This is a genomic window from Saccharothrix ecbatanensis (assembly GCF_014205015.1).
Classification (GTDB): Bacteria; Actinomycetota; Actinomycetes; order Mycobacteriales; family Pseudonocardiaceae; genus Actinosynnema; species Actinosynnema ecbatanense.
Genome location: NZ_JACHMO010000001.1, coordinates 7,571,014 through 7,584,145, shown reverse-complemented (window position 1 = coordinate 7,584,145; position 13,132 = coordinate 7,571,014). Strand labels below are relative to the sequence as shown.

The 13,132-nt window shown below is 72.4% G+C and carries 13 protein-coding genes; 4 read left to right on the top strand and 9 right to left on the bottom strand.

Annotated elements, in window-relative coordinates:
• Positions 1-23: 23 nt before the first annotated feature.
• The 3 genes from F4560_RS33160 to F4560_RS33150 all read right to left on the bottom strand — a co-directional run bounded on the left by F4560_RS33160 (position 24) and on the right by F4560_RS33150 (position 2,421).
• Positions 24-476, bottom strand: coding sequence for a DUF350 domain-containing protein (locus F4560_RS33160; protein ID WP_184926863.1), 453 nt, complete (start codon positions 474-476; stop codon positions 24-26).
• 91 nt (positions 477-567) lie between these two features.
• The gene (locus F4560_RS33155) at positions 568-1,731 is read right to left on the bottom strand and encodes a glutathionylspermidine synthase family protein (RefSeq protein WP_184926861.1); all 1,164 of its coding nucleotides are present in this window, start codon (positions 1,729-1,731) and stop codon (positions 568-570) included.
• Complete coding sequence (locus F4560_RS33150; protein ID WP_221483716.1) at positions 1,732-2,421, bottom strand: hypothetical protein; 690 nt, start codon at positions 2,419-2,421, stop codon at positions 1,732-1,734.
• 120 nt (positions 2,422-2,541) lie between these two features.
• Here F4560_RS33150 and F4560_RS33145 point away from each other — a divergent pair, with 120 nt between their 5' ends.
• Both F4560_RS33145 and F4560_RS33140 read left to right on the top strand, forming a co-directional pair.
• Entirely contained in the window at positions 2,542-3,615 is a 1,074-nt protein-coding gene (locus F4560_RS33145; RefSeq protein WP_246477914.1) for a septum formation family protein, read from the top strand.
• Between the two features lie 4 nt (positions 3,616-3,619).
• On the top strand, positions 3,620-3,970 hold the full coding sequence (locus F4560_RS33140; RefSeq protein WP_184926859.1) for a metallopeptidase family protein: 351 nt from the start codon (positions 3,620-3,622) through the stop codon (positions 3,968-3,970).
• 226 nt (positions 3,971-4,196) lie between these two features.
• Here F4560_RS33140 and F4560_RS33135 read toward each other — a convergent pair whose 3' ends face one another.
• Both F4560_RS33135 and pheA read right to left on the bottom strand, forming a co-directional pair.
• Positions 4,197-4,811 carry a histidine phosphatase family protein gene (locus F4560_RS33135; protein WP_184926857.1) on the bottom strand — a complete coding sequence of 205 codons (615 nt, stop codon included), beginning with the start codon at positions 4,809-4,811 and terminating at the stop codon, positions 4,197-4,199.
• The gene (pheA, locus tag F4560_RS33130; protein WP_184926855.1) at positions 4,808-5,701 is read right to left on the bottom strand and encodes a prephenate dehydratase; all 894 of its coding nucleotides are present in this window, start codon (positions 5,699-5,701) and stop codon (positions 4,808-4,810) included. The genes F4560_RS33135 and pheA overlap by 4 nt, the downstream gene beginning before the upstream one ends.
• Positions 5,702-5,804: 103 nt before the next feature.
• On the opposite strand from pheA, the gene F4560_RS33125 reads away from it, so the two are divergent.
• Complete coding sequence (locus tag F4560_RS33125) at positions 5,805-6,416, top strand: macro domain-containing protein (protein ID WP_184929541.1); 612 nt, start codon at positions 5,805-5,807, stop codon at positions 6,414-6,416.
• Between the two features lie 49 nt (positions 6,417-6,465).
• Here the strand turns inward: F4560_RS33125 and F4560_RS33120 are convergent, their stop codons facing one another.
• Positions 6,466-6,948, bottom strand: coding sequence for a GNAT family N-acetyltransferase (locus F4560_RS33120; RefSeq protein ID WP_184926854.1), 483 nt, complete (start codon positions 6,946-6,948; stop codon positions 6,466-6,468).
• Positions 6,949-7,008: 60 nt separating this feature from the next.
• On the opposite strand from F4560_RS33120, the gene F4560_RS33115 reads away from it, so the two are divergent.
• A complete protein-coding gene (locus F4560_RS33115) occupies positions 7,009-7,638 on the top strand; it encodes a response regulator (protein WP_184926853.1) in 630 nt (209 codons plus the stop codon).
• Positions 7,639-7,924: 286 nt separating this feature from the next.
• Here the strand turns inward: F4560_RS33115 and F4560_RS33110 are convergent, their stop codons facing one another.
• Genes F4560_RS33110 through cydB form a run of 3 tightly spaced genes read right to left on the bottom strand, consistent with a single transcriptional unit; the run spans position 7,925 to position 13,130 of the window.
• Positions 7,925-9,046 (bottom strand): GAF domain-containing sensor histidine kinase, encoded by a 1,122-nt coding sequence (locus F4560_RS33110; RefSeq protein ID WP_184926852.1) that lies wholly within the window; start codon positions 9,044-9,046, stop codon positions 7,925-7,927.
• Positions 9,043-12,132, bottom strand: coding sequence for a thiol reductant ABC exporter subunit CydD (gene cydD, locus F4560_RS33105; protein ID WP_312869625.1), 3,090 nt, complete (start codon positions 12,130-12,132; stop codon positions 9,043-9,045). Before cydD ends, F4560_RS33110 begins: the two co-directional genes overlap by 4 nt.
• On the bottom strand, positions 12,129-13,130 hold the full coding sequence (gene cydB, locus F4560_RS33100; protein WP_184926850.1) for a cytochrome d ubiquinol oxidase subunit II: 1,002 nt from the start codon (positions 13,128-13,130) through the stop codon (positions 12,129-12,131). Before cydB ends, cydD begins: the two co-directional genes overlap by 4 nt.
• Positions 13,131-13,132 lie beyond the last annotated feature (2 nt).

Here is a 13,132-nt window from a genome sequence, read left to right as displayed (position 1 = left end):
GGCTGCCCGGTGCGGAGCCGCGGTCAGGAGATGGCGACGGCGACCACGAGGCCGAGCGCGACGTGCGCGGCGGCGACGACGGCGCTGGCCGGGGCGAAGCGGTCGGACTCGATCAGCGAGCCGATGTCGAGCCTGGTCACCCACTCCAGCAGCCGGACCGCGAGGACCTGGACGATGATGCCGACGAAGCCGAAGATCAGGGCCGACAGCAGACCCTCGTCCAGCTTGCCCGCGGAGCTCCAGATCGCCACGACGATGATCAGCGCCATGCTGACCAGGCCCGCCGAGGTCACGATGACCGCGTTCGGGGCGCCGCTGCGGACGAGCGCGCTCAGCTTGCCGGGGGTGGTCCAGTCGATGGCGTAGAAGCCGACGACCATCAGCACGAGGCCGACGATGGCGTAGAGCGCGATCGCGCCGACGCCGCTGCCGATCGCGGAGCCGAAGCCGGGGTCCAACGCGAGTTGGGAGATCACTGACCCTCCATGGTGTGCAATGTGATCGGTTGTGCCGCCGGTGAAGGAGCCGGTGACGACGGGTGCGGTGCGTTCTCGGGGGTTGGGGAGCTCATTCGACGATCCTGTGCGGCACGAACGCCGCGCCGTCGTCGGTGACCAGGCCTACGGTCTCGCGGATGCCGAGACCCGCCGCGGCGTCGCCGACGACCCACGCGCCGAGCGCCGGCCGGTAGCCGTCGAACTCGGGCAGCGGGTCGAACAGCTGGTAGACGAAGCCTTCCTTGCCGTAGACCCCGCCGGTCTGGGTCTCGTAGCCGGGGGCCACGATCTGGATGTTCGCGCCTTCACGGCCGAGCCTCGGCTTGCGCACGTACTCGGTGAGCAGGCCGGGTTCGTCCAGGAACGCGGGCAGCAGGTTGGGGTGGCCGGGGTACATCTCCCACAGCACGGCCAGCAGCGCCTTGTTGGACAGCAGCATCTTCCACAGCGGCTCGACCCAGAGGGTGCCGGGCAGGCTCTCCACCGCGAACCGGCCGAACTGCTCGTCCACCACCCATTCCCACGGGTAGAGCTTCACCACGGTGGCAATCGGGGCTTCTTCGAGGTCGACGAACCGCTTCAGCAGCGGGTCCCAGCCGATCTCCTCGATGGCCAGTCCGACGGTGTTCATGCCCGCCTCGGCCGCGGTCTCCTGGAGGTAGGCCACGGTGACGTGGTCCTCACCGGAGGGGTCCGCGCCGGACCAGGTGAAGTGCAGCTCGTTGGACGGCAGCCGCTCGCCGATCTCGGCCCAGCGCTCGACCAGCTTCTCGTGGATCGAGTTCCACTGGTCGTCGTCGGGGTACACGTCGGTCTTCCAGTTCCACTGGACGACCGAGGCCTCCAGCAGCGACGTGGGCGTGTCGGCGTTGTACTCCAGCAGCTTGGCCGGTCCGCGGGCGTCGTAGCGCAGGTCGAACCGCCCGTAGACGTGCGGGTCGCGGCGCTTCCACGACTCGGCGATGGCGGGCCACAGCCACTCGTTGATGCCGAAGTCCCGGTAGCGCTCGGTCAGCACGACGTTGTCGACGGCCTCCAGGCACATGTTGTGCAGCAGCTCGACGTCCGCCTCCAGCGACAGCACGTCGCTCATGTCGAAGACGTAGTGCGCCGACTCGTCCCAGTACGGGCGAGGGCTGCCGTCCGCGGCCTTGGCCGGCGCGCCGAACACGAGCCCCTGCTCGGAGACCGTGCGCTGCCAGTCCGGCCGGGGCGTGGAGGACTCCCGACGCACTCAGCTGCCCCCGCTCTTGCTTCCGCCGGACACGCCGAACCCGCCGCGCTGGACGACGGTGCCGGACTTCGTGCTGATGTTCGCGCCCTTCGGCATGGTGTAGCTGCCGCCGCTGACCTTCTGGCCGACCGGCGTGCTGGCGCCGCCGTAGTGGTAGCGGTACGAGCTGCCGCCGATGTAGATGAAGCCGCCGCCGACGGTCCCGCCGTGCGAGCGCGCGTAGGACTCGTCGCAGTACTGGTCCTCGACCACGACGTCGTCACGCGTGCACTGCGCCTCGACGTCGTCCGGGCTGGACGCGGCGTACCAGATGGCCACCACGCCTGCCACGCCGACGGCCACGCCACCGCCGATGAGCAGGCGTTTGCGCAGCTTCTTCTTGCGCGCCTCCTCGGCTTCGAGCGCCAGCTGCTGTTCGCGCTGCTGCTCGATCGCCGTGGCGCGCGCCCGCTGCTCGGCCAGTGTCGGCGGCCGGGGCTTGGTCGCGCCCGGCTCCTGCCGACGGATCTGGCCGCGGCCCTGCGGTGGGCCTTGCGGTTGACCGTGCGGTGGGCCCTGCGGCGACTGCGGCACGTAGGGCGGCGGCGACGCGCCACCACCCTGCTGTCCCGGTCCACCCGGTCCGTTCGGTCCGCTCGGCCCACCCTGCCCGGGCGTCGCGGAGTTCCCGGTGTTGTCGTTCTCAGTCATCAGCCACTCCCGGCGGGGACGGTACAGAGATCGGCCGCCGAATGGGTGACGAGTGTCCCAAAAGCAACACACGCCACCCGCACGAACGATCCGGCGGTCGACACAGGCATCATGGTGTAGATGTCCACGAGCGCGCGTTGGTTTCGTCGTAGTGACCACATGGTCATGCTCGGCGCGTCGGCTGGTGCGTTCCTGCTGCTCCTGCTCAGCACCTTCACATCGTGGCCGATGGGCGCGACCGGCGCGGGCAGCACGAGCGAGACGCCGGTGAACCCGGTCCTCGCCTCGCAGGCGGGTGACTGCCTGAACTGGGCGAAGACGGACCTGACGGACGTCGTGAAGGTCGACTGCGAGCAGCAGCACCTGTTCGAGGTGACCGGCGTGGCGGACATCTCGGCCGCGCACGGCCCGGACGCGCCGTTCCCGGACGACGCGCAGTGGCAGCAGATCAGCTTGGAGCAGTGCGCGAAGCTGACGCTGGACTACCTGGGCGGCAAGTTCGACCCGTTCGGCAAGTACACCGTCGGCCCGCTGAACCCGGGTGAGCGGCTGTGGGGCGCGGGCGAGCGCACGCTGCGCTGCGGCCTCCAGGTGGCCGGCCCGGCGGGTGGCCTGCTCCCCGCCTACGGCACCGCGCGGACCAAGGACCAGTCGGACGTGTACGACCCGGGCGTGTGCCTGGGCATCACCGAGACCGGGTCGGTGGCGGACCCGGTGGACTGCGCGAAGCCGCACACGTTCGAGATCACCGGTGTGGTGACGATGCCGCCGGGCGACTTCCCGCCGCAGGACCAGCAGGACAAGTTCATGGCCGAAGAGTGCGGCCGGATCACCGTCGAGTACACCGGCGCCGCCGACCTCAAGGCGCGCGGCCTCATCGTCAGCTGGGACACCAGGGCGCCGGAGAGCTGGGCCGCCGGCTCGCGGCTGGCGAACTGCAAGATCGGCGCGAAGCCCGCGGACAACGTCCTGACCGCGTGGGAGGGCAGCGTGCGCAACCCCAACGCGCCGCCGCTGACCACGTCGAACCCGCCGCAGACGACGGCCGTCCAGCAGGCGGACGCGACCGGCGCGCCGCTGCACTCGGAGTCCAACACCAGCTCCTCCGCCCCGCCGTCGTCCGAGTCGAAGCCGCCGAAGTCGGGCGACGACGAGCCGTCGACCACGACGACCGCTACGACGACGTCGAGGTGACGGCATGCCGGTGGAGATGACCCGACAGCGGTTCGAGGAACTGGTCGGCGAGGCCCTGGACCTCATCCCGCCGGAGTTCGCGGCGGCGATGAACAACGTGGTCGTCCTGGTCGAGGACCGCAACCCGGAGGAGCCGAGCCTGCTCGGGCTCTACCAGGGCATCGCGCTGACCAGCCGGACCACCGACTACGGCGGCGTCCTGCCGGACCGGATCGACATCTACCGCGAGGCGATCCTGGACATCTGCCACGACGAGGACGAAGTGGTGGAGGAGATCGTGGTGACCGTGGTCCACGAGATCGCCCACCACTTCGGCATCGACGACGCCAAGCTGCACGAGCTGGGCTGGGGCTAGGCGGACCAGGGCCGGGCGGGCCGCGCGGGCTTCGACGCCGACGAGCTCGCGGTGGTCGAGCGCTACCTGCGGCGCACCGCCGGGGCCGGCGGCGAGCAGGCCCGGCGGTTGTCGGAGCGGTAGTCCACGACTTCTGCGGCCAGTTCCCGTCGGGCCCTGACCGGGTCGGCCGGCTCGCGCCGACCAGCGCGGCCCGACCTTCCCGTCGGGCCGCTCACCGGGTCGGCTAGCCCGCGTCGACGTCCACGCCGGTCCACGACGTGCAGCGCCAGCCGTCCGCCTCACGTTCGAGCACCACGCGGCCGGTGTTGGGGAGCAGGCCGGCTTCGGCCAGCGCGGGCCGCACGTTGACGGCGAGTGCCAGCGCGGCCATCCGCAGCGACGCGCCGTGGCTGACCAGCACCACCGTGTCGCCGTCCGCGTGCTTCGCGGAGATCTTGTCCACCGCGGCCAGGTAGCGGTCCAGCGTCTGGCGCCCGCTCTCACCACCGGGCAGCGGCACGTCCAGGTCGCCCTCGGCCCACTTCTTGATGGTGGCGATGAAGATCTCGAACGCCTCGCGGTCGTGCCGTCCTTCGAGGTCGCCGCAGAAGATCTCCTGCACGCCCTCCACGACCTCGACCTCCAGGCCGTGCGCCGCCGCCACCGGCGCCGCGGTCTGCTGCGCGCGCACCGCCGTGCTGGCGTAGACGGCCGCCAAGGGCTCGCCCGCCAACGCCTCGGCCAACGCGGCGGCCTGCGCGACCCCGGCCTCGGTCAGCGGTGGGCCCGGTGGCAGCGAGTCCAGCGCCATCTTCAGGTTCGCCGCCGTCTCGCCGTGTCTGATCAGGATCAACCTCACGCGCCCTGCCCCCTCCGGACCTTGTCCACCCATTCGACCGCCGCCACGAACTCCTCGTTGCCCGCCACCGGGCCGCCCGGCTCCGCCTTCGGGTACGAGCCGAGGAACCGGGTCTGCGGGCAGTGCCGGTGCAGCGCGGCCAGCGCGTCGCCCACCCGCGGCTCGGCCACGTGCCCGTCCATGTCGATGTAGAACCGGTACTCGCCGAGCCGGCCCTTGGTGGGCCGCGACTCGATCCGGGTCAGGTTGATGCGGCGCAGCGCCAGCTCGCTCAGCAGGTCCGACAGCACGCCGACCCGGTCGGGCACCGTGCAGACCACGGACGTCCGGTCGTGGCCGGTCGGCTCGGGCAGCGTGCCCGGTCGGCGGACCAGCAGGAACCGGGTCTTGGCGTCCCGCACGTCGGCCACGTCTGCGGCCAGCACCTCGAGCGGGTAGTGCCGCACGGCCACCGGCGCGCTCACGGCCGCGTCGAACTCGCCGTTCAGCACAGCGCGCGCTGCGGCGGACGTGGACGTCGTGGCGACCACGGTGGCGCCCGGCAGGTGCTCGGCAAGCCAGTGCCGGACCTGCGCCAACGCGTGGGGGTGGCTGGCCACCGTGCGCACCGGACCGCCGCCGTGCCGCACCAACACGCTGAACCGCACCGGCAGCACCGCCTCGGCCACCGCGACCAGGGGCTCGCCCTCGGTCAGCGCGTCCATCGTGGCGGGCACCGCGCCCTCGACCGAGCTCTCCACCGGCACGCACGCCGACTGCGTCTCACCGCGGCGGGTGGCCGTGAGGGCGGCGGGCACCGTGTCGAACGGCACCAGCTCCTGCTGCGGAGTGGCGAAGCCGCGTGCGGCCTGCTCGGTGAAGGTTCCCGGCGGTCCGAAGTAGGCGAGCACGGCCGCAACGATACGAGGAACACGTCCGGTGATCGTCGTTGAGGCGAGGATCACCCGCCTGGCGGGTGGCTTCCCCCGTTCCGCAGCAACCGGTTCTCCTGGAATGCTGGTGTCCGTGTCCGCCGATACGGAGGGTGAGATCAACGCTCCGGCAGCAGTTCCCCGTCTGGTGTTGTGTGCCGTCGACGAACCGCTCGCCCGAGCCTGGCTCGCGGTGGCCGGGGGTCGGACCGGCGTCGAGGTGCACCGGGGCTCGGTGCTCGACATCGTCGCCGAGGCCGTGGTGAGCCCGGCGAACTCCTCCGGCTGGATGCGCGGAGGCATCGACGCGGTCTACGCGCGGGCGTTCCCCCAGGTCGAGGGGAACGTGCGTAGTGCCGTGCTCGGGCTGCACGGCGGTGAGGTGCCGGTGGGCGAGGCGCTGGTCGTGCCGACCGGCGAGCCGGAGCCGGAGTGGCTGATCAGCGCGCCGACCATGCGCCTGCCCGGCGAGCACCTGCCCGAGGACACCGTGCACCCGTACCTGGCCGCACGGGCCGTGCTGCGGCTGTGGCTGGGCGGGCGGCTGGACGACGGCCGCCCGCTGCGTGACGTGATCCGCACGATCGCCATGCCGGGGCTCGGCACGGGGGTCGGCGGGGTCGCGCCGGCCACGTGCGCGCGCCAGGTCGCGGCGGCGTGGGACGAGGTGTTCAGCCCGCTGCCCAGCCGCTAGCGGTAGTTGTGCACAACTTGTGGACAGCCTGGCTGGCGCCTGTGGACAACTAGCGCGGACCGACCCAACGTTCCAGGTCCAGCTCGTCGGTCATGGGGATGCCGTAGTCGCCGACGCTGGGGATTTCCGGCTTGAGGCGACGTGCCTCCCGCACCGCGTCCGGACGCAGTGCGATGAGCCGGAAGCCGCGCCGTTGGTAGAAGCGCAGGGCGTCGAGGTTGTCGTTGGTGGTGGTCAGCCGGACCCGCGAGCAGCCGATCTGCCGAGCGCGGTGCACGGCGGCTTCGACCAGCGAGGTGCCGACGCCCCGGCCTCTTCGCAGGGCGTCGATGGTGACGATCTCCAGGCGTCCGTCGGCGGCGGCGTAGGTCAGCAGCCCGACGACCTGCTCCTGCTGCTCGACCAGGAACCCGGGCAGGCTCGCAGGGAAGAACACCTCGCCGTGGGCGACCGCGGTGTGCGCGCCCCACAGTTCGAGCACCAGCCTGCCGACGACGATCCGGTCGGCTTCCTCGATCGCGCGTATCAGCATTCCTGCACTGTCTTGTCGACCGCGCGCGGTGGGTACCGGCATTCGACCTATGGTTGGTTCGTGCCGGTGCGAGTGTTGCTCGTCGACGACCATGAGGTGGTGCGCAGGGGACTGCGCGAACTGCTGGAGGACGAGGACGACATCTCGGTGGTCGCCGAGGCGGGCGGTGTGGACGAGGCGCTGGTCCGGGCGGCGGCGACGCGTCCCGACGTGGCCGTGGTGGACGTGCGGCTGCCGGATGGCGGCGGGGTCGAGCTGTGCCGCGGGCTGCGCGCCCTGCCGGACGGCCCGAAGTGCCTGGTGCTGACCGCGTTCGACGACGAGGAGGCTCTCGTCGGCGCGATCATGGCCGGCGCGTCGGGGTACCTGCTCAAGCAGGTGCGGGGCCAGGACCTGGTGACCGCGGTCCGCGAGGTGGCGGCCGGCCGGTCGCTGCTGGACCCGCAGACCACGGCCAGGGTGCTCGACCGCATGCGGCGGCCGGTCGAGGTGGACGTGCTGGACGCGTTGACGGAGCAGGAACGGCGGGTGCTGGACCTGATCGGGGACGGCCTGACCAACCGCCAGATCGCCGAACGCCTGTTCCTGGCCGAGAAGACGGTGAAGAACTACGTCACGGCGGTGCTCGCGAAACTGGGCATGGAACGCCGAACCCAAGCCGCCGCGTGGCTGGCCCGCCGCTCGCGCTGACGTCGGCCGTCATGCTCCCGCCGGCCGCGCACCCCGCTGAGCGGTCATGCTCCCGCTAGCCGCGCACGCTCCGCTGAGCGGTCATGCTTGGGCAAAGGTCCCCCCGCCAAGGGGAGCCCTTGTTTTGATCCTGCCGGCTCGGTCCGACAGATCACGGCGGTGTGGGGCGCGCCTGTGGACAAGCCGGTCACCTGTGGACAAGCCGGTCGCCTGTGGACAAGCCGGTCGCCTGTGGACGGTCGCACAGCTCTAAGGGCCCGGTCGCAGAGGTCGTCGCCCTGACCGATCAACGGCTCAGCGGCACGTGCCAGGTGATCGTCGTGCCGGTGCGCGGTGACGAGGTGATCTCGCAGCCGCCGCCCGCCGCGAACGCCCGCTCCTCCAGGTGCCGCAGCCCTCGCTTGGCGACCCCGCGCGGGATGCCGCAGCCGTCGTCGGTGACTTCCAGGTCCAGCCGATCGGGTGTCCGCCGCAACGCGATGCCCACGTGCCGCGCCCCCGAGTGCCGCACCACGTTCGACAACGCCTCCCGCAACGCCGCACGGGCGTGGTCGGCAAGGTCGGTCGGCACGTCCGCCACGTCGCCCTCGGTCCGCACCTCCGGCTCGAAACCCAGCAGCTCACCGGCCGTCCGCGCCTCCGCCAGCACGGAACCCTTGAGGTCGACGTCACCGGGCTTGCCGGGGTCCGCACTGCGCAACGCCCGCACCGTCGCCCGGACCTCCGCCATGGTCTGGTCGAGCTGGTCCACGGCGTCCGCCAGCCGCTTCGCCTCCCGCCCCTCCAGCTTGAGCCGCCGGTCGAGCAGGTGCAGCTGCACACCCGTCGCGTAGAGCCGCTGGATGATCACGTCGTGCAGGTCGCGCGCGATCCGCTCCCGCTCCTGGTACACCGCCACCCGCTGACGCGCCGTCGACCCCTCGGCCAGCACCACCGCCAGCCCGGCCTGCGCGGCGAACGCGGCGAGGACTTCGACGGTGTCCGCGCTGAACGGCCGCGCGCCCTTGCGCCGGTACACGGCCAGCGCGCCGATCTTGCGTTCCGCGGTCCCGAACGGCGCGACGGCGAACGGCCCGTAGCCCCGCAACGCCTTGGGCACGAACGGAGCCGTGCGGGGGTCGGTGGTGAAGTCGTCCGCGACCACCGGCACACCGGTCCGCGCCGCCCGTGCGGCCGACGAACGGCTGGACAGCACGACGCCCACCGGATCGTCGTCCCCCGAGGACGCCTCGACGGTCAACGTGCCGTCGTCCGCCGTGACCATGGCCAACCCGAGGTCCGCGCCGGCGAGTTCGACGGCGCTGCGCACCACCATCGGCAGCACGGCGTCCGGGTCGTCACCGGCCAGGGCCGCCGAGGTGATCTCGGTCGACGCGGCGAGCACGCGGGCGGGGTCCACGGTGGTCAACGGTAGGCCCTGGCCCGCATCCGCCCCTCGCCGACGTCCAGCACCAGGTCCGCGCGGTCGGCCTCAGCCGGCCGGTGGGTGATGTGGATGACCGTCTTGTCCCGCAGCACGTCGTCCAACCGGGTCAGCAACGCGCGGGCGGCCGGCTCGTCCAGGTGCGCGGTCGGCTCGTCCAGCAACACCAGATCCGCGTCGAACAACAGCGCCCGCGCCAACGCGACCCGCTGAGCCTCCCCACCGGACAGCAGCGTGGGACCGATCACCGTGTCGAGGCCGATCCGCAAACCCGCGACCTCCAACGCCCACAGCAACCGCGCGTCGTCCGCCCGAGGATCACCCAGTCGGAGGTTCTCCCGGACCGTTGTGGTCACCAGCATCGGCTCCTGCGGGCACCACGCCACCCGGTCCGGCCGCCACACCATCCCGCGCTCGGGTTCCAGCAAACCCAGCAGCAGCGCGAACAAGCTCGACTTGCCGACGCCGGACGGCCCCACCACGGCCACCTTGGCGCCGGCCGGCAGGTCGACGCACACCCGTTCCAGCACCGGTTCCGCGCTCTCCGGCCACCGCACCGTCACCCCTTCGAGCCCGACCGCGCCGCCGACCGCCACCCGCTCGACCCGACCCCCGGACGACACCCCCGGCGACTGGTCGACGATCCGCCCGTACGACTCGCGCAACGCGGCCCGGTGCTGGGCGGCCGTGGGCAGGGCGCTCAGCACCTCGGCCAACGCGAGCGGCACCAAACCCAGTACCGGCACCAACAACGGGTCGACGCCACCGGCCAGGCCGATGCACACCGCCGACGCCAACCCGGTCGTCAGGTGCACGATGCACACCGCCGCACCCGCACCGAGCGCCTGCCGCCGGGCCGACCGCGCGAGCGAGGCGTCCTGCCGGGCCAACTCGGCGCGCACCTTGCCGTCCGCCCCGAACGCGATCAGGTCCGGCGCGGCCGTGAGCAGCGTCAACACCTGCTCCGACACCTGTCGCCGCCCCCTGGCGAGCACCGCCGTGGCACGCCGTTCGGTCAGCACCGCGACCACCGGCGCCAACGTCCCGCCGACGACCAGCGCCACCGCCAGCGCCAACCCGGCCACCGGTTCGATGATCGTGAACAACAGCACCGCGGCGGCCGACACCCCCAACGCCACCAACGGCGGCTGGAGGACGCGCGGGACCAGGTCGCGGACGGTGTCGACGTCGTCCACCAGCTTGGTCAGCTCCGCCCGCCCCGGCCGCAGGCTTCGCCAAAGCCGCACCCGCAACGACTCGGCGTACCGGAAGGCGGCGTCGTGCGACACCAGCCGCTCCAGGTACCGCAGCACCCCCTTGGCCAGCGCGAACGTCCGCACGCCCACCACCAGCACGGACAACGTCAGGATCGGCGGCTGGGTCGCGGCCTTGGCGATCAGGTACGCCGCGAACGCGGTCAACGCCACCCCGCTCAACGACGCCGCCGTGCCCAGCAACGCCCCCGCCAACACCCGACGAGTGGGTCGAGGCGACCGAGGCGACCGGGGCCGGTCGACGACCCGCGAGACCGCACGCCCTTCCGCCACCTCCGCCGGCGACTCACCGACCAGCCGATGAGTCGCCAGCACCACCGCCGCACCGTCGTCCGCCGCCTGTTGGACAGCGGCCATGACCTTGGCGGCCGTGGCCGGGTCGAGGTGCGCCGTGGGCTCGTCCAGCAGCAGCACCGAAGCGCCGTCACGGACCCGCGTCAGCGCACGCGCCACCGCGACCCGCTGCCGTTCACCGGTCGACAGTTCGGCGATCGGCCGTGCCACCAGGTGATCGGCGGCGACCGACGCCAGCACGTCGTGATCGACCCGGCCGGTGGTCAACTCCAGTTCGTCGGCCACCGTCCGCCCGGCGAACGCGGGCCGCTGCGGCGCCCACGCGATCGCCGACCGGTCCACCACGACCGACCCGCCGTCCGCCGGCACGAACCCCAGCAGCACCCCGAACAGCGTCGACTTGCCCGCACCGCTCGGCCCGTCCAGCCGGTGCACCTCACCGGGCCGCACCCGGAAGCTCACCCCGTCCGGCGCGAACCGCCCCCGCCGCCGCACCCGCAGATCCCGGACCTCCACCCCCTCCGAAGCCTCACAACGGGAGGGAGCGGCAGGGGTCGGGATCTCCGCGACCCGCCGCACCGCCTCCACACCGTCCTCCGACGCGTGGTGAGCCGCCCCCGCGGCACGCAGCGGCAAGTAGCACTCCGGCGCCAGGATCAGCACGATCAGGCCCGTGACCAGCGTCATCTCCCCCGACACCAGCCGCAGCCCGATCCCCACCGCGATCAACGCCACCGACAGCGACGCCACGATCTCCAGCACCAACGCGGACAGGAACGCCACCCGCAACGTCCCCATCGTCGCCCGCCGGTACCGCTCGCCGACCTCGCGCACCGCCGACGCCTGAGCCGCCGCCCGCCCGAACGCCGTCAGCACCGGCAGCGCCCGCACCAACTCCGCCAGCCGCTCCGACAACCGCTCCAACGCCGACGCCGCCGCGGCCACCCGAGTCGACGTGAACCGGCCGATCAGGATCGCGAACACCGGGATCAACGGCAGCGTCACCGCGATCAGCACCGCCGACGTCGGATCGGTGGCGAAGATCCACCCACCCACCGCCACCGGCACCACGGCCGTCGTCACGAGAGCGGGCAGGTAGCGGGTGAAGTACGCGTCCAGGGCGTCCAGCCCTCTGGTGGCGACGACCGCCAACGACGCCGGCCCGCGCGCCTCGATCCACGCCGGTCCCAGGCCCAACGCCCGGTCCAGCACCGCCGCCCGCAACTCCTCCTTCGCGCCTGCCGCCGCCCGTGCCGCCACCGACTCGGTCACCCAGGCCAACCCGGCCCGCACCACGACCGCGCCCGCCAGCACCCACAACGACCCGCCGGTCACCAGCGCCGACGCCAACGCGACGGCCTGCCACACCAACGCGACCGCCGTCAGCGCCGCCAACACCGCACACAGGGCCAACGCCCGGCGCGCCGAGCGCGAAAGCGCGGGCAGCGCGCCGAGCGGGCCATTCCCCGGCTTCTTGGCGGAAGGGGCTCCGGGGAAGTTCACGGCACGTGCACCCGAGGAATGTGCCGGGTGCCGACGCGCTTGCGGAACACCCAGTACGTCCATCCCTGGTACACGAGCACCGCGGGCGTGCCGAACGCGGCCACCCACGTCATCACGGTCAACGTGTAAGGGCTCGACGCCGCGCCCGCCACCGTCAACGACCACGCCGGGTCCAAAGTGGACGGCAGCACGTCCGGGTACAGCGCGCCGAACAACGCGGCCACCGCCGCCGCCACCGTGACGCCCATCAACGCGAACGCCTGCCCCTCGCGCCGCAGCACCAGCCGTCCGTAAGCGCCGAAAGCGGCCAGCGCCACCACGATCGACGCGCCCCACGTCCACGTCGACCCGAACCGCAGCTGCACGGTCAGCAGCAGCACCAGCAACGGCAGCAGCGCGAACGGCGCGACCCTCAACGCCAGCGCCCGCGCCCGTTCCCGCACCTCGCCCTCCGTCTTCAGCGACAGGAACACCGCGCCGTGCACGAACGCGTACCCGGCCACCGCCACCGCGCCGAGCAGCGTCTCCCACCGGATCGACGCGAACGGCGAGCCGACCCGGTCACCGGCGGCGTCGAGCGGCATCCCGAACACCGTCGCCGACAGCAGCAGCCCCACCCCGAGCGCGGCCGTCCACGACCCGGCGACGATCACCGCGTCCCACACCCGCCGCCACCGCGCCGAGTCGACCTTCCCCCGGTACTCGAACGCCACCCCGCGCCCGATCAGCGCCAGCAGGAACAGCACCAGCGGCAGGTACACCGAGCTGAGCAGCGCGGCGTACCAGGCGGGGAACGCGGCGAACGTGGCGCCGACCGCGACCAGCAGCCACACCTCGTTGCCGTCCCACACCGGCCCGATGGTGTTGATCAGCACCCGCCGTTCGTCGTCCGACCGCCCGAGCACGGGCAGCAGCATGCCGACGCCGAAGTCGAAGCCCTCCAGGAACAGGTAGCCCAGCCACAGCAGGGCGATCACGCAGAACCAGAACGTCTCCACGG